Source organism: Massilia sp. Root335, from assembly GCF_001425685.1.
GTDB classification, from domain to species: Bacteria; Pseudomonadota; Gammaproteobacteria; order Burkholderiales; family Burkholderiaceae_D; genus Telluria; species Telluria luteola.
Map to the genome: position 1 here is coordinate 243442 of NZ_LMCY01000008.1, position 19549 is coordinate 262990.

Genomic DNA, 19549 nt, shown 5'->3' on the forward strand with positions numbered 1-19549 from the left:
ATTTTTGATATCGTTCAATGCGGCAGGGTGATTTTTTTGAATGGGATTTTTTCTTTATATTAACCCTCATCTAAAAATGTCGCTTTGCAAGCTCGATCGCCAACCTTAATTTTTTTTGCCAAGTCTGTTGGAATTGGTGTGGCAACTTGTTCTCCATTTTGGAGAATGGCAGTGATATTAATATAGCCTTTCATTGGTCCGCTCGGAAAGCCGGCTTTGGCTACTTCGGTGATCGTTACAAGCTCCGACTTTTTACATTTCGTTCCAGCGAAATCTTTGAATTCAGCCGCCGCTACAGACGTGCAGACAAGCGAAGCGCATGCTGCTAAACCAAGTGCGATGATCTTCATATATTCTCCAGCGAATCTTTCTTTTCTAAATCAAAGGTATTACTGGCAACCGCGTTTGTAGCTGCCGGTGGTGAAGCTCCACGACTTGTCGATCGACAGGCCGTTAGCCGAGCCGGTTGCAGCACCAGTTGCCTTGCCGACGAAATGCACGTTGTAGGTAGTGTTGGCCTTGAACGGAGCCTTACCCACGACGAACGCCACGTTGGTGCCCAGATAGGTCGTATCCTGGGTGCTGGTAGCCTTGGTGATCAGGCGTACGTCCAGCGGCGTGGTCTGGCCTGCTTCCGTGACGGTGAAGCTGGTCACGCTCAGGGTGGTCGATGCTTCCGTGGTCAGGCTGATCGGCGAACTGGTCTTGGTGCACATGTTGTCCTGGGTCATCTCCATTTCCTGATAGAACGGATTTGGAACCTCGACACCATGGGTCAGCCACACGCCGGTCTGACCGTTTGTCGGGTACACGCCGACATAATCACCAGCGTTCAGTTGGGACTTGGTTGCGCCGAAGTCCATGTACAGCGGGTTGGTCGCATCTTCGCCAGCCACGCCGACAGTGGTGAAGCCCTGATACATCATGCTTGCACGGTGATACACCGAGTTGATCAGGTTATCGACCGCCGAGGTATCGGGGTTCGGGAATTCCAGACTAAAAGCGATCACCTCGCCTGCAATCACAGCCGGGTAGCCAGCGGCGACCAGGCGATCCGTAACGGTAGCGCCCGTGAAGCCTGGCGTACCAGCGACTTCGACGTGGCCGTTGGCACCGCTATTGTTCAGTGCTACATACGCTTGGTGGTTCTTGGCTGCGATGTCGGCGTTCGCATTTTGGTTCAGCGGCCCCAAGCCCTGAACAGCGCGGAATGCGTTGATCTTCTTGAACGCGAGTTCGGCGGACGAGCCAGCCGCGTAGGTCTGAGCGACAGCATCCTGCAGGCTAGCAGCTTGCACGGTCGAAACCGGGGTGGTCGGGTTAGTCGGGACAGCCGGATTGGAGGCAACCGGGGTCGACGAACTGCCGCCACCGCCGCCGCAGGCGGTTAGCGTAATTAGCACAAGGGCGCTAGAAAAGGTTGATGCGCGCATTGATGTCCTTATTTATATGGGTGCTGAAGAGTGGGCGAGATCGCATCTCGTGGGTACGCGGGCAGTTCCTTCTTGTGAGGCTCCCACGAAATAGGAAAGTGGCTTGATCCGAGAAGGCATAGGAGCTCTCAAACCGCTGGAGCATAGGCAGTATAACAACTATCGATGTCTTTTGTCACTTATACAGGGTCCCCTGATACAGGGTCCTCTGATACAGGGTCGTTTGTTGCTCTCTGCGGCTCTAAGATCGCGTCTATCTTAGGAAGGCGCGATGAAGAAAACGGAACAGGCCCCGATCTGCAGACAATTTGGCGAGCATTTAGCCAAAATCAGGCAGGCGCAGAACTTCTCGCAACTAAAGCTTTCGCTCGAATCGGGGCTTGCACGCTCGTATATCGGTGACATTGAGCGCGGCGTGCGTAACCCGACGTTGGTCAACATTTTTCGGATCGCTGACACACTAAAAGTTGATGTCAGAGTGTTGTTCGAATTCGAGAGGCAGAGTGGAGACCTGATGTCCGACATGAAGGTCGGTAGCGGCGCTCCGGGCGAAAGTTAGAAGTCGTCGTTATAAGTAGGATTTCAACAACGGCTGAGCCGTCGCAGCCATTTATCGGATAAGCTCTTCCTGATATGCTGTACGTTTGTACAGTATTGTTGGGGGGGAGGATGCGCGTCCGACTGGTAAAAATGCGGGTCAACGGTGTTGAAATCGACCGTCGTGCTCTTCGAGAGGCCTTCGGATGTCCTGGCGAGCTGGTAGTGATGGACGTCTCAGATCAAGGCCTGCGCCGTCCAGTTAAAGTTGCGCGACTAATGCACGAAGGCAAGGTTCAGGCCGAGCTAAACGACGTCCATATTGTTTGGCTCAATGAAGGTCGTATGACACTCAACGGTTTCGAGCGGCAGCAGAACGGGGCGAGAGAGTCTGTAGACTACTGTCAGGCTTGGCTTTGCACGCTTGACGACTCTCCTCACAGCTGAGCAAGGCCTAGAACATAGGTGCCGTTGTTGCTCCAGGCGGGGCATGTAGATGACAGCGGGTGAGGTATGTTTCTCCGGCTACCAGCAACCTGCCAGCGTTTCCACACAGCTCGCAGATTCTGGCTGACATTTCCTCAGCCATGATGATCATTCCCTCTTGTTCGCGACTTCCGCCTTTGATGTTGAACGAAAGTTCACCCCACTTCTCTTTCACTTCGGATACGACAACCTGTGGAGCGCCGTTCAGGTTGGTCCAAGTCTGCAAGCGGTCGCATAACACATCAATGAGGTCGAACCAACCCTCGCGGCACATCGTACGTTGACGATCGGCGAAGATTTTCGGATAGCGTTTGTACAGCGGGGAATCAAGCTCCCCTTTCATCTTTGTATCCTAACGGATAGGCCGCTTGTGAGACGGTCCTCTAAACAAGGGCTGTGGTGTCTATCGGCAACATTTGCATTTAGCGTCGGTAATATGCTTGTAAAGACGTTATTGACATGACAGATGGGGGGCGCGGTTTTTAGCATTATGTTGCTCGCCAACAACAAGAAAATTCTAGTTTTTCAAGTAAAACTCTCGCTTTTAAACCTAATTGTGAATTCAATTGTGTCGTAAATATAGCATTATTGTGGCGTTTTATTGCTTTCTTTGCAATAAAAATGGTGCAGGACAGCAAATTTGCGTGCCATCGTTAGAGATTTCAGTGCCATCGATAGAGCGAAGTGTGCCGTCATTAGAGAGGCTGAAAATGTGGATAACTCAAATGCATCATGATAGGCCAATGATTTATAAAGAGTTTTGGAATTAATAAGACGAATAAAAGTTATCCACAGAAATTCTCTAAGAATGGCACTGAAATCTCTAACGGTGGCACATTTCACTAGCGATGGCACATTACCTCTCTAACGACGGCACAGGACCTCTCTAATGACGGCACCGGACCTCTCTAACGATGGCACAATTGGAGTCGATTTTCCTATTGTAATCAATGACTTATATGGGGCGTAAACAGTCTTAAAGGTTTACAATAAAAACTCAAGCTGTTTTTAACCGCGTGCGCGAGCTGGTGGACTACCAGCATGCGGGCTACCCGTTTTGTCGTGATTGAACTTAGTGACCAAGGTGTTGAGACGTTGCATTTGGCCTGAAAGATCATTTACGATTGGAAAGTGATGCTGCCGATACGATCATGGATCGAGCCGCAGTGCGTAGTAGTAGCGCTGCACCCTAGCTCTTAAGCGCTTGACATGGTATCAACTAAAATAACTAAAAGTTAAGGGACGGTCATGGTGCACGGTACGAACAAGACTGACCAAAGCTTTGGCTCGCTCTTCGAAGAGGACTACCTGATCCGAAATCTGGGCCAGATAGCGCACGACCCCGAGGTCGCTCTTACCGAGCTCGTAGCCAACGCCTGGGATGCCGGCGCGTCCTCAGTCGATATCGCCATCCCGGACGAGCTCAACGGCAACCTCATCGTAGAAGATGACGGTCATGGCATGAGCTCCGCGCAGTTCAAGGCGCGTTGGATGAAGCTCTCCTATGATCGCGTCAAGCACCAAAGCCAAGATGTGGAGTTCCCGCCAGAGCGCACAGGATGGGTTCGGCGCGCTTATGGTCACAACGGGGTGGGACGTCACGGCATGCTGTGCTTTGCAGACGTCTACGAGGTTCAAACTTGGCGAGAGGGGAAGGGCGCCTCCTTCGTTGTGAGCACTCATAGTCAGGCGACGCCGTTCAAGGTGGATAGCGAGATGCCGTTCGAGCGTACAGGTCACGGCACGAAGCTCATCACGAAGGTCGGGCGACATCTGCCTGACCCAGATCGTATCCGTGACATCCTCTCCGCGCGCTTCTTGCATGATCCACAGTTCGTCGTTCGAGTGAATGGTGCATCCATCGCGCTGCCTGAGCATACTGGGTTGGTGGAGAAGGCTACTTTGGAGATCGGGGCAGGCAGATCGATCGAGGCCTTCGTGGTCGACACGACACGCAGTGCGAAGTCGACCTTGTACCAAGGTGTGGCATTTTGGGTTAACGGGCGCCTTGTTGGCACGCCGAGCTGGGTCGTCGGCAACGCTGTCGTGTTGGATGGACGCAGCCGGTTCGCGAAGCGATACACAATCGTGGTGCAGTGCGGCCCCGAGTGGATCGTCGATATTGAGCCCGATTGGACTAGGTTTAGGCCAACCAATGCTGTCCGCGCGATGAACTCGGCAGTGGCGACTTACGCGGCGCAAGTATTCGCGAAGCTCTCAGAGGAGTTCGTCGACGACAGCTCTCAAGACGCCTTAGTGCGCAACCGTGAGTCATTCAAAGACCTGTCCACCTTAGCGCGAATCGAGGTGGCGAGCTTCACCCGAGAGCTGGTCAAGCGCAATCCTGGCATTAATACCGAGACGCTGGCCATTGCGGTCGAAGCGGTGATCAATTTGGAAAAGTCGCGTAGCGGCGTCGCGCTGCTCGAAAAGCTCACTAAACTGGAGGAAGCAGACGTTGAAGCCCTCGACCGCATGTTAGGACAGTGGTCGGTGCGAGACGCGCTTTCGGTACTGGACGAGATCGACATGAGGCTTAGCGTCATCGAAGCGATCGACAAGCTGGCGGGTGACTCGGCCACCGACGAGCTCCACACCCTGCACCCTTTGGTGACTCAGGCCCGCTGGCTCTTTGGACCGGAGTTTGACAGCCACGAATACACCTCGAACGTGACCCTGAGGACCGTCGCTGACAAGATCTTCGGTCAAAGCGTCGAGCCAAGCGCTTTCTTGAATCCGACGCAGCGTCCTGACATCGTCGCCCTCGCCGACGCTACGTTTTCGATCGTTGGTACCGAAGGCTACGACAGCTTCGACACCATGTTGACCCGCATCCAAAACGTGTTGATCATCGAACTCAAGAAGGGCGAATCGTCCATCGGACGCCCCGAAATGACCCAAGCGGATGGCTATGTCCAAGACTTTCTCCAAAGTGGCGCCATGGATGGCACTCCGTTGATCCGAGCGTTTGTGGTCGGCCACCGGATCTCATCGAAGACCACAAAGGAGAAGCTCATCGTGGATGAGGGCGTCGTTCGTGGCAAGGTCGTGGCCACGACGTATGGCCAGCTGACCCGGAGTGCAAGCCAGCGGCTCTTTAAGCTCAGGGAGAAGATCCCTGCACGGTATGAGCACGTTTCTGGCGCCGACCTGATGTCACGCGTCATGCAGACGCCGTCGCAAGCGGGCTTCGACCTTAACGAGCAAGCTGCGGCTTCTACCGAAATCGACCAATCGGAAGTTGAAGCTTGATGGATGAGTCGGTCTCAGGCGTGCCTTTGCTGAGGTGAGAAGTGAAGGCCGCCCCAATGTTCACCTGTTACACGATGAGGCCGTAGCGTCGATAAACAATCTTGCGATTGCATGCCGCCGACCGCGTTCGCGCATTTACGGTCGAGTGCGTTAGCTAAGTACACCTAATAAAACCCTCCAGTTGCTCTGCAGGCAACAGCCGGGTACACTGAGCCGTGCCGACCGTCCGCAATTGGCCCTAGCTGTGTAAAAACGCCAAATCACGACGTTTTCGGGGGTCTCTTTAACATTTCTAACCTCATGAAAACGCCGTAGCGAGCGTTTTAGATGGCCGAGCTTCGCGGACGTCTCGCCGGGTCTGCGTTTTTACAACGCCTCGGCCAGGAGCAAACGGTCACCACAGTAGGGCCAATCGTCGTCGTGGTCTGACCGCTGACATCTTACCGGCCATTTGAATTTTCTTAAGCGAGAAACGCCGGGAAACGGGCATAATGATAGGCTGCTTATCACAATCAGAGAATTAAAACCATGAGGATGTTTTATGGATTTTTTAGATATAGATGATAGTGTCGAGGAGGTTAGGCGTGCTGATGGCTTCGCTGCCACCACTACTGCCGCAGCCAAAGTCGTCGGCATTGCCGCAATTAATGGCATTATTTTTGCCGGCAAGGAAATATTTTCCGGTCGAGTTACTACAGCAATATCAGAAGCGGTCGAGAGGGAAAAAGAAAAGTTAAAGAAATAAAGCTGCGCTTTTCCAGCGCGACATCAGCGTATCGTAAAATTGGCATAAGCCAAAAGCTTGCGAAAATAAATTTTCAAGCTCAATTTAAGATTTAAGGAGTTCAAAAGTGCCGGTCAAAAAAGTTGATGATTTGAAGGACCCTGTGGATAGAAGAGCAGGCCAGCAGTGGCAAGAAGCTCTTGGCATTCCTGACCTAACGACACGCGAGTTGGATTATATTTGCGATCGCCATCAGGGTAGTTCCGACCATGAGATTCGCCAGGCAATCCTAGATCGTCGACAAGGCAAATGACAGAGCTTGCGCCCTTTCTTGCCATCCATGCAGCGAGAGCTTACAGTCGGTCGCTGCAGACGTCTGCAAGCGGCCTTGAATTCGACTGGTGATGCCATACTGTGAGCACTCAGCAACCAGAGCGAAAGAGTAATACATGCCCCAAATGCTTATCGTAAGTTGGACTGATTCTAATTCTGGGACAGATGCCAGCTCCGCAGGTTCTGTTAAATGGCACTTCGTTAAAGACGAATCAGGCGACAAGACGCTCTGTGACTTCTCGCTTCCGGCGCCAAAGAGCCGAAAGTATGCCGAGATTCGTACAGAGGAGATGGTCAATATAAAGGGTTTTTGCTTCACTTGTTTTCACAATGTTTGCATCGATGAGCAGGACGAAGACCTTTGGCAGATTTTCAATAGGGTAGAAGAACTAAATAGCTGTTTGAACGAAATAGGGAGTGCAATTAAGGACTCCAAATGCTCTCCGGAAGAAATCAACTCCGCCCTTGCGTTATATGAACAACTAGTATCGCACACCGTTATCAAGTCTTTAACGGGCGACTAGTGCTGCGCATTTCGACCAAAGTAAGTCCTGTGGTAGCGGTAGTTGTCGCTGACGATGTCCGCTCTGGGGCGATCGCGGAAATACACAAGCTAAGTCTGACCATTAAGATGGCGGCCATGTTCGTAGACGGACTGATGCCATGGCCCGAGCACTTCTTCTCGAAGACCTGTGGTCGCTTATATCAACTCATCTTCCTGTCCACCACCGATCGCCAAAAGGCGGACGGCCACGTATAGATGATCGCGCGGCCCTGCTCGGAATCCCGTTTGTCCTCAAGACCGGAATACAGCTGGAATACCTGCCGCGCGAACTCGGTTGCGGGAGTGGCATATCATGCTGGCGTCGGCTTCATGAATGGATGCATGTCGGTGTCTGGCAGTCTGTCCACGAGGCGGTTCTTCGACGGCTCCGCGAGCACGACCAAATCACGCGGAATCGGGCTGCGTTGATGTCGCCAGTGTACCGGCGCCTGCCGGTGACGGGCATACGGGTAGAAATCCTACAGATCGTGGCAAATTTGGCCTGTGTAGCAAAGCCACCCTACGACGCAGCGTCGGCATAGGCGACTTGTCAGGTGACTGCACGTTTGTTGAGCTTCTTAAGATTGCACGGCCAACACAAGATTTGTGCATTGCTAGGATCGTTTGTGCCGCCCAGTTGGGGTGAAACAATGTGATCAAAGTGCCAAGGTGTATCCGGATGTTGGCTGTGCCGTGGAATTAGACTCCAAGGAACGGAACACAACGGGCAAGAGTTCGGATGCGCGGCTAACAGCTTGGCTTTTGTCGCGGCAGAGAAAGCGCCTCCGGAAGCCTTTAAGCGTGCCGCGTACTCTTTGCTCCTTTGCTTTTGACACGTCATGCAACGGCTATGGCTGTTCCAAGGCGTTGTCGCATTGCACTTGCTGCAATACTTCTTGGGGCGCGCTTCGATGGGAATGCGAGTTGTCATCTCTTCGCTTACATTGGTCTAACCGTTCCGGCCACTCTTGACCGGGCTAAGTCGCCGAGATCGATAACGAGCTTTGGATACATGCGCATGTAGCACTTGCCTCAAGCTTGAACGTATTCCCCGTATCGAAGCAATCCGGCTTTAGCTAGGCCTAGAATGACATGCATCTGCTGGTTATAGGTCTTGCCGGACGCATGTGTAACTAGGTTCCAGAGCTGTCTCGGAACCATCGCCGCATAACTAGGATGTTCGGCAAGAAGTGCTAAGCAATCTTTCGCGTGGCGAGCATTCTCACTGGTTCCAACCATGCCTGTGGCAGGCACATCCTTGACCGCACCGCTAGTGCAGAGAGTCAGAAAAGTCGTCCGAGGACAGCCCTTGGACTGCATGGCAACACTCTCGGGAAACACTTCAACTGCTGCAGCGTCCCAGGCCTCGCGCGCCGAAATCGGACGACCACTACGAAGTTTTAGAGCAGCTCGTATTGCAACGTCGGCATAGTCTGGCATGGCTGCTCCTAACTTAACGGTGATAGGAAACGAATGGGACGCAAAGGAAGTCGCCTACGTGCTTGGTCAGTCAATTTTTCGTAGTGTTCGACCCAGAGATCAAACAGTTTATCGAGGCTGATTAGGGTAATGCGCCGCTTTTCTTGTGTTCTCGCTTCGAACTCCGCGTCTTTTGTGAAACCTCCGGTACAAACGAACAGCCCAACGTCATCGTCGCCTAAGACCGCCATGAAGGAACGCAAGCCATCGACAGAGACCGCCTGTTGCTGCCGTTTGACCTGCACCTTTATTCGCGGCGGTCGCGTGCCGAGCGGATCTGGCCAAGCAAGAATATCAACCCCACCATCTTTTCCGGGAGGCGAGACCCAGCTAACGTGGTACGACATCGCTCGAAGTAGGTCGGCTACCAGGTCCTGAAATTCGTACGGATTCATCGCTCTTAAATACGTCGAGATCTCGGACCAAGCCTGTTCTTCGGCCTCATCGAACGTAACGCTCACGGCCTTGGCCGATGTGTCCAGCGTCTCAGAGATTTCATCCGTAGGTTTGAGCGCATTTGTCGCGGTATCGCTGGCATCCGCATTTGGCTGGGATGCTTTCCATTCCGCATATAGCTTGACTGCCCGTCGATAAAAAGCTTCTGGGTCCGAAAAGTCCTCCAAAGCCTGTCGTCCTTCGTCTGTGACGGACCATGTCCCCTTCTCTTTGATGAGCCACCCTGCCTTGACACAATCGACAGTCGCAAACCTGACCACTTTTTCGAAGCGCCGACCACCTGACTCGTAGTCACCAGCCTCATAAGCCGTCAGCGTTACCTCTGCAGCAAGCTGATGCAGAGCGTCGCGCGCAGGAAGGCCCGTTGAACTAGCTAGCAAAATTGAGAAGAGCTTCTGCAGGAGCTCGCCCGTTCGTCTGCGCGTAATTTCCGCCACTTAGTACCCCTAACTATTGATTTTCAGATTCTATATCAATCGACTGATTTCACGCCGAATGGAATCGTACGATTTGCGACGGCGGCAACTGTATTAAGGTTCGATGGCAAACGCTGTTGATCCACTGCTTCCGGTCGTTGCCGACGTTCGCCGCAGCTCAGTGGCCATGGGGAAAATTTTCATTTATTCATGGTACAGTTTAGGGTTTGAGTTACAGCAAGGTACAGCATTTGGTTGCCTCGCGAGCAACGCTCATCAGGCCTGGGAGCAACGCAGAGTGTTTCGCTGGTTGCCCCCAAAGAAATATAGGTAATTGACAACTTTCATGACCGCACTTTCCTCGCTGCTCGATCACTACCGCCAGTCCTCTCAGTCTGAACGTGAAAAGGGCACTTACTTCGAAGAGCTAATGCTCTGCTATCTGCGCAACGAGGCGACTTACCGTGACCTCTACAGCGATGTCTGGACCTACAGTGATTGGGCTGAGTTACAGGGGCTAGACAAGCGCGACGCCGGGATCGACTTGGTGGCGAAGACCCACGGTACAGGCGAGATTCATGCGATCCAGTGCAAGCTATATGCCGAGGACTACCGGCTGCAGAAGAGCGATATCGACAGTTTTTTCACCGCCTCAGGGAAGAAGCCTTTCGCCCACCGCATCATCGTAAGTACCACAAACCACTGGAGCACTCATGCCGAAGAGGCACTGCGCGACCAGCAGCCGCCCGTTAGCAAGATCGACCTGAACGATTTGGAGAACAGTCAGATCGATTGGGGCAAATACCAGCCGAAGGCTGTCCCGGTACTCAAGGTCAAGAAGCAGCTCCGGCTCCACCAGCAGCAGGCCCTGGATGCTGCGCTGTCTGGATTGCAGACCGCCGACCGGGGCAAGCTCATCATGGCCTGCGGCACGGGTAAGACGTTCACCAGCCTGAAAATCGCGGAGGCCCTCGCCGGGAGGGGCAAGCGCGTACTGTTCTTGGTGCCGAGCCTGTCCCTGCTCTCGCAGACGTTGACCGAGTGGACTCAGGAGAGTGCTACGCCGCTGCATAGCTTCGCAGTCTGCTCGGACAGCGACGTTGGCAAGAAACGCCAAAAGGACGACGACAGCGTCCAGACCTTCACTCATGAGTTGCGCTACCCGGCCACGACCCACCCAGCTCGCTTGGCCTCCGAGATGGCCAAGCGGCACGACGCGGCGCACATGAGCGTGGTCTTCAGCACCTATCACTCTATTGACGTTATCAGCCGTGCGCAGCACGAACACGGCTTGGCTGAGTTCGACCTCATCGTTTGCGACGAGGCGCATCGCACTACGGGCGCTACCTTCGGCGATGATGACGAGAGCAATTTCGTGAAGGTGCACGACTCGGCCTTCATCCGATCGGCCAAGCGTCTATACATGACGGCGACACCGCGCATTTATGGTGATAGCGCTAAGGCCAAGGCCGAACTGGACAGCGTGGCATTATGCTCAATGGACGACCCAACCCTATACGGGCCAGAGCTCCATGTCATCACCTTCTCCGAGGCCGTTCGGCGCGGCCTACTGGTGGACTATAAGGTCATCGTATTGTCGGTCGAAGAGAGCCATGTTAACCGCCGCATCCAGTCACTGCTCAAGGATGAGAACAACCAGCTCAAGGTTGACGACGCAGCTAAGATTATTGGGTGCTGGAAGGCCTTGGCGAAGCAGGGGCTTACCGAGGACCTGAATGGCGATCACGAGTCCATGAAGCGTGCCGTGGCCTTCTGCCAAGTCATCGAAGTAAGCAAGGGGGCAAAGACCCATAAGGTCAGCTCTAAGAACATCGCAGGGATGTTTCAGGCTGTGGTCGAAGCCTACCAAGAGTCTGAGGAAGACGATGCAGCCTCGACGTTGGCCTGCGAAGCGGAGCACGTTGACGGCAGCATGAACGCCAGCGAGAAGGAGTCTAAGCTCGCTTGGCTCAAGGCCGATGCCGACGACAACACGTGCCGTATCCTAAGCAATGTACGTTGCCTGTCTGAAGGTGTCGATGTACCTGCCCTGGATGCGGTGCTGTTCTTGACCCCTCGTAATTCCCAGGTGGACGTTGTGCAGTCGGTCGGTCGGGTCATGCGCAATGCGCCTGGAAAGAAGCGTGGCTATGTTGTCCTGCCAGTCGTGATTCCGGCTGGCGTGGAGCCACACGATGCTCTGAACGACAACAAGACCTATGCAGTGGTCTGGCAAGTTCTACAGGCACTGCGTTCGCATGACGACCGCTTCGACGCGATGGTCAACAAGTTAGACTTGATCGGCAAAGACGCAAGCAAGATGGAGGTCGTCGCCATCACCGATAAGATTCAGCGGAAGCAAGGAAAGCCCAAAGGGCCGAAAAACAAGGAGGCGGGCAAGGGGGAATTCGTGATTGGTGAGTCGCCAGCCCCGCGCTACAGCAAGCAAGATCAAGCATCCCTGCAGTTCGAAATCGGCGACATTGAGAAGGCTATCTACGCGAAGCTGGTGCAGAAGGTGGGCAACCGTCACCACTGGGAAGACTGGGCCAACGACATTGCCAAGATTGCCCGCACTCACATCGACCGCATTACTGCGATCGTTGAAGACCCGGCTCACGTGAAGGAGCGAGCAGCCTTCAACGCTTTCGCCGATGAACTGCGTGACGACCTCAACGGCAGCATCAGTGACGGCGAGGTAATCGAGATGTTGGCCCAGCATCTCATCACCAAGCCAGTTTTTGATGCCTTATTCGAAGACTACAGCTTTGCTAAGCACAACCCGATTTCACTGGCCATGCAGGACGTGCTCGACGTGCTGCAAGAGCACCGACTGGACAAAGAGGCTGATACTCTCCAGCGCTTTTACGACAGCGTCAAAATGCGCGCTCAAGGCATCGACAACGCCGCTGGCAAGCAGAAGATCGTCGTCGAGCTTTACGACAAGTTCTTCCGCAACGCCTTCCCAAAGATGACCGAGCGGCTGGGCATCGTTTATACCCCGGTGGAGGTAGTGGACTTCATTATCCATAGCGTGGCCCACATCTTGAAGACCGAGTTTGGGCAGACCTTGGGTAGTAAGGGCGTGCACATCATTGACCCATTCACCGGCACCGGCACCTTCATCACTCGGCTGCTGCAAAGTGGCCTGATCGCACCTCAGGATCTGCCCCACAAGTACAAGCACGAAATCCATGCCAATGAGCTTGTGCTGCTAGCCTATTACATCGCCGCCATTAACATCGAGGCGGTCTATCACGGCATCGTAGGCGGCAAGTATCAGCCGTTCGAAGGTATCTGCCTTACCGACACTTTCCAGATGTACGAGAAAGAAGACTTGGTCGATACGCTGCTGGTGGACAACAGTGCACGGCGCAAGCGGCAGAAAAAGTTGGACATTCGCGTCATCATTGGAAATCCACCTTACTCTATTGGTCAAGGCAGCCAGAACGATAACAACCAGAATGTCGCCTACCCGCACCTGGACAGTCAGATCGAAGACACGTACGCGGCACGGTCGGACGCAGCCCTGTCGAAAGGACTCTACGACAGCTACATCCGCGCTATCCGCTGGGCGAGCAATCGAGTTGGCACTAGCGGCGTCATCGGATTCGTGACCAATGCTAGTTTCTTGGATACCGGAACTTTTGATGGGCTTCGCAGGTGCTTGGCAGACGAGTTCAGCAGCATCTATGTTTTCCATCTGCGAGGGAACGCTCGCACATCGGGAGAACTACGACGTAAAGAAGGCGGTAACGTATTTGGTCTTGGCAGTCGAGCTCCGATAGCAATTTCGTTACTTGTCAAAAACCCACAAAGCGAGAACACTGGCGAGGTTCGGTTCTGCGACATAGGCAACTATCTGAATCAGTTGGAGAAGCTGGCCAAGATCGAGTCTTTGCGTAGCATTGAAGGTATCACAGCCGAGAACGGATGGCATGTCATTACGCCGGATGACCATGGCGACTGGTTGAAGCAGCGAGACGACAGCTTCCTAGAGCATATTGCACTCGGTGACAAGAAAGGCGATGGTCCGACGTTGTTCGAAACCTTCTCCTTAGGTGTCGTTACCAACCGTGATGCTTGGTGTTACAACGCCTCGAAGACCGCATTGGCAGCTAATATGACGCGGATGATCGACTTCTATAACGCAGAGGCTGACCGCTTCAACCATACTCATCATGGCTTGAACAAAAAGCAAAGGGAGGCGCTGGTCGATGGCTTCGTAAGCGCCGACGCCTCAAAAATAGCTTGGACTGTTAATCTCAAGCAGGAACTCGTTCGTGATCGGCGTTTCGCTATGGAGCCAGCCTGCATTGTTCCTGGACTGTATCGCCCGTTCAACAAGCAGTGGCTGTACTTCAATCGCAGTTTCAATGAAAGAGTTTTGAAGATGCCGCGCATATTCCCGAATGCCAACTCGGAGAACATCGTTATCGGTGTCTCTGCCTCGGCTTCTCGCAGCGCATACTCTGTCTTCATCAGCGACCACGTTGCGAGCCTACATGCCGTGGACATGGTAGGCTCGCAATACTTTCCGCTCTATCTCTACGACGACCCGGAACCGGAATGTGCAGAAATAAGTACCGAGCAGTTCGCCTTATTCGACGAAGTAAGTCAGCCTGCGTTGTCTCCGCCGACTAAGCGTCGTGACGCCATTACATTAGAAGGGCTAATTCACTTCCAGTCTGCCTATGCCGGCGAGAAAATTGAGAAGGAAGACATCTTCTACTATGTCTACGGCATGTTACATTCGCTCGACTACCGTAATCGCTTCGTCGACAACTTAGGCAAAGAGCTGCCACGTATTCCCCGTGTAAAAACAGCGGCTGACTTCTGGGCGTTTTCCAAAGCTGGCCGCAAGCTGGCTGACCTGCACTTGCACTATGAACGCGTAGAGCCTTATCCGCTAAAGATCGAAAATGCAAGCAAGAAGCTCATCGATGCGGACTATCGCGTCGAAAAAATGCGCTACGGTAAGAATGGCAAGGACAAGGACTTGACGACTTTACATTACAACGACAAGGTCACGTTGACCGGTATTCCGCTGGAAGCCTACGACTATGTCGTCAACGGTAAGCCGGCACTCGACTGGGTAGTGGAACGTCAGGGCATCAGGGCTGATAAGGATAGCGGCATCATTAACGACGCCAACGATTGGGCATTCGAGACTGCGGGCAATCCTCGCTACCCGTTAGAACTGTTCCAGCGCGTAGTTACCGTTAGTATAGAGACGATGAAAATCGTACGGGCACTGCCTAATCTCGACATTGCGCCACAATCTGCCTGATCACCAGGTTTTGATCAAGGTAAGGTTGTGGCTTCTTTCAACGCAACTAATCAGGTAACAATGCACGACCTATCGAAATATTCGCTCGCACAACTCCGGGCGCTGGATGCGAAAGTAATCGAGGAATTAAAAACTCGATATTTCCTCAGCATTAGTATGGCTCGTGAGCAGATCCTTCACATCGCTCAAAGTGTTGGAATTTCCGAAAAAGAGCTTCTTCGCATCAAAACCCCTGTAACTACAACAAAAAGCACCGTCAAGGTTAAGTATCGTAATCCTAGTAATTCTGCCGAACAGTGGAGCGGTCGAGGACGAAAGCCGGCATGGGTTAAAGAATGGATTGCCTCGGGCAAGTCAATCGAGGATGCGAAAGTTAATTGATGTTGCTCTAAGTCATAGCGTTATACACATCTTTTTTAACCAACAAAATCAATGGGTTGTAGCCAGTTCCGCAAAGGCTCCGCCGACACGGGGAACAACGAAAAATTGTGCTTTTGATATAAAACACCTACTTCTCGCCTAAATTTTAGGCAATTCCTCATGAAAATCGTGGCTCCAGACTCAAATGGTGTGGAGCGGAAAAAGATGTGTATAACGATATGGCTCTAAGCAGGCTTAGACGGTCGAGTTGAGACTAGATTTTGAGGTCGGAAAACCATCACGCCCTCACTTGCATTACACCTCCGGCATACCAACGCTCTAAGTGAGTTGTCACAAGTGCGAAAAACGCACTGCATCTTCACGGCCAACACACCGCTAACGCACTTTAGCCCGAAGCACGAATTCTGATAGTGCGTTCATAGTGCGGAAAACACACCGATAATACACCGAGTTAACACCTCGCTTAGCGAAGATGAGATATCGCTTGCGGAGCGGATTTTGACGTCTGTCTTTCGCCTCACTGCGAGCGCGGCTCCTTGAAAGGACGCTCCATTTATGGAGCGGAACCCCCTTTAGGGGGCAGACGACACTTTCCCTTTAGGGGAAGTGTCTAGTCTGCTAATAGCCACTACCCCAGATTATAAAAATGACCTTTTCGGCGTGATAATATATCTTCATGAATTGTATAAATATAATTATAATTACATGGAGAAAAATCGTGAACGATACACCTCAAAACCAGCAAAGAGCCCAGTTCATAAACAAGATTTGGGCAGCTCGCGTGCAGCTTGATAAGAAAGAGAAGGTAATCGTACGTGGTAGAGAAATCACGCCAGTTGCCTGGTCGGCTTTAGATTTACTCATGGAAGCACTGCGCAAAGATGGACATATACCGCACGTGCCAGCTCCGAAGTCACCAGGGATCTTGTATGCATGTAGCGACGAAATTCGAAACGATCCGCTAAAAGTCGCTGACCTAGCAGACGCTTGGGCTGACTCTCGAAAAGTAGTCACAGGCCGTGCTCATCAACGGAATTCGCCTGTGATGGCTTCGACGGTCGTTTCATTACCAAAAGAGATGGACGATGACTGGCCTGCTTTTCGCGACGCATCTTTAAAGTGGATGAAGGAGAAATACGGTGCTCGGCTCAAGCTTGTCATTGAGCATGAGGACGAGGAAAATAAACATTTCCACAGCTACTGTATACCACTTCACGGCATAAGCGAGGATGGAAAACCTTTCTCTGAACCGTTCGCGACAGTGCACGAAGGCTACGGAGAGAGCCGTAAAGCGCGTCGAGGAGCCATCGAGAAATCTGGAAGTTCGCAAGGAGCAAAGACAGGAAAAGCTTTTGTTGACGCCATGAAAGAGTATCAAGATAAATTTCATCATGATGTAGCACGGCACTTCAATTTATCACGGCTTGGCCCCCAGAAAAAGAAGTTAAATCATACTGAGGCGGTTCGTCAAAGAGATATAAAAAAAGCAGAAGAAGCGCGTCTTGAAGCTGAAAAAATGAAAGAAAAAGCCTTTGAAGAGGTGCGAGCTGCTATGGAAGCTCGTCGCCTGGCTAACGAAGAGATTGTACGAAAGGCGGCTGAAGCACAGGAAGAAGCAGTGAAAGTGAGCAGGCAAGTGATTGAAGACGCAAAAGAACGAGCAAAGGTCGAAGGTCAACGTATTTTGAAAATTGCTCAACTAGCCGCTGAGGAAAACGAACGAACCATTCAAGCATTACTAAAGGGCGATGAAAATGTGGCAGTTCGGGTATTTAAAGAGAATATTCAGCTTAAAGAAGACTTGCGTCTCACTGATCGCGCGCTTCATATAGCTAAACAAGAAATGGAATTTTGGAAAAACAAATTTCACTCGGCATACAGTTGGCTCAAAGACGCGGTTATAAAGCTAGAATCGTTCGGGTTTTTCGGGCTTTCACATATTTTTAAAAAATATGGGACAGGCGGTAATGATAGTGGTGCAGATAGTGGACGATCGGCGGCCTCAACAGCTGAAGAAAAGAAAAAGCTATTTGACCTACCGAAGCCTGCTCCGAAGCACAGAAAAATTGAGGATGACGATGGGTATTAAAATGCTGTGTTTTTCGCAAAATTCCAACAATATTTTTGCGAAAAAAGGAGGCGAACAATAAATCAATTATTTTTGATTAATTGAAGATGACTCGCCCGTTTTTTGTAGTCTGTAGGAATAACAGTCTGATGCATTCCATAATCCCGCATAAAGACTTCATGTGCATATTTTGCTTTTGCATTCTCTTCTATAAACTCGTCGATAGGAACAGTCCAGTTGCAATTTTCAGTTTCATCATCGTGTTCATATTTTTGAAATGGAGGAGCATCTAGTAAATCGTATCGCTCCGAAATTTCCTGCAGTTTTTTGCAGACCTCATAAGGATCAGCCTTGTTATCTATGTAAATTACAGAGTCGGGCGACTCTGTAAAAATTGGCATGGGTATCGATTTTCGGTCAGGAGAGTAGGTGCCAACAATCAGATTCTTGTCGTAAAAGTCGACAGAGAGCAGAAGCATAAGGCCGTCGAAATTGGCTGCTTTTGAAATTCGCTGTAGCATACCGATGTCTAATTCTTCTAAGTCGGCAATTGGAATTTCTTCGAGATGATAGATTGATTGAAGTGTGTAATAAAAGAATACAGTATCTTCTAAGTCTTTAGGTGTGAACATGTGCGCCTCCGTGCTTTATTTTTGAGTAAATTCCATACTTCTACAACTATATTAGACGGGATTTTATAAGAGATTCCGGAGGGTAAGGGGATTTGAAAATATTTTTGAATTCTGGTGCAAGATTCTTCACATGTTGAGATAATTTATGAGTGGTTCAGGTTGCTTTTTGTCGAAAAAGCGTATTAGTCTAACTTTAAAGGGGGGGCTTTGGCGCAATATATATTTGTTGATACAGAGTTTACCAGTTTCGAAAAGCCGGAACTCATCAGTATTGGGCTCGTTACGTTAGGTCAGGAAGAGTTCTATGCAGAAGTCGGCTACGATCTGGAACGATGCAGCGGCTTTGTAAAAAGCACTGTAATACCGCTCCTTTCGAATATTGAAAAATGTTCGCTAGCAGAACTAAAGGTTAGGCTGTCTATGTGGATCGATGAGGTCAGGAAGGCTGAGCCAGTCGTGCTGTGTTATGACTCACAGTACGACTACATAATGCTTGAATTTATTTTTGAAAATGATTTTCCGAATGGAGTAAGTTTTCAACGGCTGGGCGCGTCATATATCAATAAGATCGAGCAGTACGAATATCATGTACGCACGAAGCAGGTAGAACACCACGCGTTGCATGACGCGCGAGCTTTACGGTACTCGCTCCGTTCCTGGGTCCGGAACGGACAGTAATGCAAAAAGTAGTGAATTCGCTTTTCGTCAGCGTGCCCGACAATTACAATAAATATGTGTAATGTAAGGAGAGCGATGCGATGCCACGTGAAGAGTTTCTTGAAGAGTTAACGGACAATTTTCCACCGAAGAATATCTATTCTTACGATGAAAATGTTCGTTATATGTATATCCGAAGGCTGCTGATGAATGAAGTATTGCTTGGCACGTTCGAGTCATATGTGCGTCACGTCGAAGATGCGGAATTCAGCTATAAAATTACAGCAGATGATAAGTTTTGTCTCGAAGTAGTGGCGAAAGAACAGCGCTGGACCAAGATTTTCGATTACATTACTGATGCTTTCGAGATTGGTGAAGCAGCGTACCGCTTTTTCGTCGTCATGCCACGCGCACTGGATGAAGGCGAAGTGCTTTTAAAAGCTGAGCGTGACTTAGAAGTTGATCAAGAGTCACGCGACAAGCACGATCACTGTGACAATCAAGACGAGCATGCAGAGGTGGAAATCATCATGCCTCCTCACTTCAACGTACAAGGTGCCACAATCAAGGCGACTGTCTATCCCTGTACTGATGGAAGCTACATTTTGAGTGTCGTGCATACTGTTTCAAGCAGGAAGAAAAGGCGCTTACTCGACCAATTTTATTCCGACCCTGACCTCGCAGCACTTCTGGCGGCGGAATACGTGAGGCAGTGCGATACCACAGAGTCTCTCGGGATTGAAGATGAGATCTACCGTCGAGTGTATAGCCGCGTCACTCACTAAAAGGTTTCAGATGGGCTCTATGACTTGGCATCCGTCAATGGAAGTGCCGCGCCTGGTCGACGCAGGCTTACTGACG

General features: G+C 51.3%; 17 protein-coding genes and 1 pseudogene. 11 read left to right on the plus strand and 7 right to left on the minus strand.

What is annotated here, in order from left to right:
• Positions 1 to 59: 59 nt before the first annotated feature.
• Complete coding sequence (locus ASC93_RS30480; RefSeq protein WP_157201775.1) at positions 60 to 350, minus strand: hypothetical protein; 291 nt, start codon at positions 348 to 350, stop codon at positions 60 to 62.
• A 39-nt stretch (positions 351 to 389) separates the two neighbouring features.
• On the minus strand, positions 390 to 1433 hold the full coding sequence (locus ASC93_RS06990) for a CAP domain-containing protein (protein ID WP_056439209.1): 1044 nt from the start codon (positions 1431 to 1433) through the stop codon (positions 390 to 392).
• Between the two features lie 271 nt (positions 1434 to 1704).
• Here ASC93_RS06990 and ASC93_RS06995 point away from each other — a divergent pair, with 271 nt between their 5' ends.
• Complete coding sequence (locus ASC93_RS06995; RefSeq protein ID WP_056439212.1) at positions 1705 to 1992, plus strand: helix-turn-helix domain-containing protein; 288 nt, start codon at positions 1705 to 1707, stop codon at positions 1990 to 1992.
• A 110-nt stretch (positions 1993 to 2102) separates the two neighbouring features.
• Positions 2103 to 2417 carry a hypothetical protein gene (locus tag ASC93_RS30485; protein ID WP_157201776.1) on the plus strand — a complete coding sequence of 105 codons (315 nt, stop codon included), beginning with the start codon at positions 2103 to 2105 and terminating at the stop codon, positions 2415 to 2417.
• Positions 2418 to 2424: 7 nt separating this feature from the next.
• On the opposite strand, the gene ASC93_RS30490 is transcribed toward ASC93_RS30485, so the two are convergent.
• A complete protein-coding gene (locus ASC93_RS30490) occupies positions 2425 to 2799 on the minus strand; it encodes a hypothetical protein (protein WP_157201777.1) in 375 nt (124 codons plus the stop codon).
• 905 nt (positions 2800 to 3704) lie between these two features.
• On the opposite strand from ASC93_RS30490, the gene ASC93_RS29545 reads away from it, so the two are divergent.
• From ASC93_RS29545 to ASC93_RS29550, 4 genes and pseudogenes are all read left to right on the plus strand, one after another.
• Complete coding sequence (locus ASC93_RS29545; RefSeq protein WP_082547818.1) at positions 3705 to 5708, plus strand: ATP-binding protein; 2004 nt, start codon at positions 3705 to 3707, stop codon at positions 5706 to 5708.
• 541 nt (positions 5709 to 6249) lie between these two features.
• Positions 6250 to 6453, plus strand: a complete 204-nt coding sequence (locus tag ASC93_RS30495) for a hypothetical protein (RefSeq protein ID WP_157201778.1) — start codon at positions 6250 to 6252, stop codon at positions 6451 to 6453.
• Between the two features lie 428 nt (positions 6454 to 6881).
• On the plus strand, positions 6882 to 7289 hold the full coding sequence (locus ASC93_RS30500; protein WP_157201779.1) for a hypothetical protein: 408 nt from the start codon (positions 6882 to 6884) through the stop codon (positions 7287 to 7289).
• A 139-nt stretch (positions 7290 to 7428) separates the two neighbouring features.
• A pseudogene (locus ASC93_RS29550) lies at positions 7429 to 7811 on the plus strand (transposase); the annotation flags it as partial.
• Between the two features lie 48 nt (positions 7812 to 7859).
• Here the strand turns inward: ASC93_RS29550 and ASC93_RS32710 are convergent.
• The 3 genes from ASC93_RS32710 to ASC93_RS07010 all read right to left on the minus strand — a co-directional run bounded on the left by ASC93_RS32710 (position 7860) and on the right by ASC93_RS07010 (position 9681).
• On the minus strand, positions 7860 to 8240 hold the full coding sequence (locus ASC93_RS32710) for an HNH endonuclease (protein ID WP_082547820.1): 381 nt from the start codon (positions 8238 to 8240) through the stop codon (positions 7860 to 7862).
• Between the two features lie 101 nt (positions 8241 to 8341).
• Complete coding sequence (locus ASC93_RS30505; RefSeq protein ID WP_157201780.1) at positions 8342 to 8749, minus strand: hypothetical protein; 408 nt, start codon at positions 8747 to 8749, stop codon at positions 8342 to 8344.
• Positions 8750 to 8757: 8 nt separating this feature from the next.
• A complete protein-coding gene (locus ASC93_RS07010) occupies positions 8758 to 9681 on the minus strand; it encodes a restriction endonuclease (RefSeq protein ID WP_056439218.1) in 924 nt (307 codons plus the stop codon).
• Between the two features lie 325 nt (positions 9682 to 10006).
• On the opposite strand from ASC93_RS07010, the gene ASC93_RS07015 reads away from it, so the two are divergent.
• The 3 genes from ASC93_RS07015 (at position 10007) to ASC93_RS30510 (ending at position 17420) form a co-directional block, all read left to right on the plus strand.
• Complete coding sequence (locus ASC93_RS07015; protein ID WP_056439220.1) at positions 10007 to 14950, plus strand: type ISP restriction/modification enzyme; 4944 nt, start codon at positions 10007 to 10009, stop codon at positions 14948 to 14950.
• Between the two features lie 27 nt (positions 14951 to 14977).
• Positions 14978 to 15331 carry an H-NS family nucleoid-associated regulatory protein gene (locus ASC93_RS29560; RefSeq protein ID WP_229412626.1) on the plus strand — a complete coding sequence of 118 codons (354 nt, stop codon included), beginning with the start codon at positions 14978 to 14980 and terminating at the stop codon, positions 15329 to 15331.
• 718 nt (positions 15332 to 16049) lie between these two features.
• Positions 16050 to 17420: a hypothetical protein gene (locus ASC93_RS30510; RefSeq protein ID WP_157201781.1), complete on the plus strand. Its 1371-nt coding sequence runs from the start codon at positions 16050 to 16052 to the stop codon at positions 17418 to 17420.
• A gap of 62 nt (positions 17421 to 17482) precedes the next feature.
• Here the strand turns inward: ASC93_RS30510 and ASC93_RS30515 are convergent, their stop codons facing one another.
• Positions 17483 to 18031, minus strand: coding sequence for a hypothetical protein (locus ASC93_RS30515; RefSeq protein ID WP_157201782.1), 549 nt, complete (start codon positions 18029 to 18031; stop codon positions 17483 to 17485).
• Between the two features lie 207 nt (positions 18032 to 18238).
• Here ASC93_RS30515 and ASC93_RS32715 point away from each other — a divergent pair, with 207 nt between their 5' ends.
• Together ASC93_RS32715 and ASC93_RS07035 are read left to right on the plus strand one after the other, a co-directional pair.
• A complete protein-coding gene (locus tag ASC93_RS32715) occupies positions 18239 to 18709 on the plus strand; it encodes a 3'-5' exoribonuclease (RefSeq protein ID WP_056439229.1) in 471 nt (156 codons plus the stop codon).
• A gap of 80 nt (positions 18710 to 18789) precedes the next feature.
• Positions 18790 to 19473 carry a hypothetical protein gene (locus tag ASC93_RS07035; RefSeq protein ID WP_056439231.1) on the plus strand — a complete coding sequence of 228 codons (684 nt, stop codon included), beginning with the start codon at positions 18790 to 18792 and terminating at the stop codon, positions 19471 to 19473.
• Positions 19474 to 19549 lie beyond the last annotated feature (76 nt).

Excerpts from the sequence above, each read along its gene's own strand:
- ASC93_RS30480 (WP_157201775.1), bottom strand. The coding sequence starts at position 350 with ATGAAGATCATCGCACTTGGTTTAGCAGCATGCGCTTCGCTTGTCTGC.
- ASC93_RS06990 (WP_056439209.1), bottom strand. The coding sequence starts at position 1,433 with ATGCGCGCATCAACCTTTTCTAGCGCCCTTGTGCTAATTACGCTAACC.
- ASC93_RS06995 (WP_056439212.1), top strand. The coding sequence starts at position 1,705 with ATGAAGAAAACGGAACAGGCCCCGATCTGCAGACAATTTGGCGAGCAT.
- ASC93_RS30485 (WP_157201776.1), top strand. The coding sequence starts at position 2,103 with ATGCGCGTCCGACTGGTAAAAATGCGGGTCAACGGTGTTGAAATCGAC.
- ASC93_RS30490 (WP_157201777.1), bottom strand. The coding sequence starts at position 2,799 with ATGAAAGGGGAGCTTGATTCCCCGCTGTACAAACGCTATCCGAAAATC.
- ASC93_RS29545 (WP_082547818.1), top strand. The coding sequence starts at position 3,705 with ATGGTGCACGGTACGAACAAGACTGACCAAAGCTTTGGCTCGCTCTTC.
- ASC93_RS30495 (WP_157201778.1), top strand. The coding sequence starts at position 6,250 with ATGGATTTTTTAGATATAGATGATAGTGTCGAGGAGGTTAGGCGTGCT.
- ASC93_RS30500 (WP_157201779.1), top strand. The coding sequence starts at position 6,882 with ATGCCCCAAATGCTTATCGTAAGTTGGACTGATTCTAATTCTGGGACA.
- ASC93_RS32710 (WP_082547820.1), bottom strand. The coding sequence starts at position 8,240 with ATGACAACTCGCATTCCCATCGAAGCGCGCCCCAAGAAGTATTGCAGC.
- ASC93_RS30505 (WP_157201780.1), bottom strand. The coding sequence starts at position 8,749 with ATGCCAGACTATGCCGACGTTGCAATACGAGCTGCTCTAAAACTTCGT.
- ASC93_RS07015 (WP_056439220.1), top strand. The coding sequence starts at position 10,007 with ATGACCGCACTTTCCTCGCTGCTCGATCACTACCGCCAGTCCTCTCAG.
- ASC93_RS30515 (WP_157201782.1), bottom strand. The coding sequence starts at position 18,031 with ATGTTCACACCTAAAGACTTAGAAGATACTGTATTCTTTTATTACACA.
- ASC93_RS07035 (WP_056439231.1), top strand. The coding sequence starts at position 18,790 with ATGCCACGTGAAGAGTTTCTTGAAGAGTTAACGGACAATTTTCCACCG.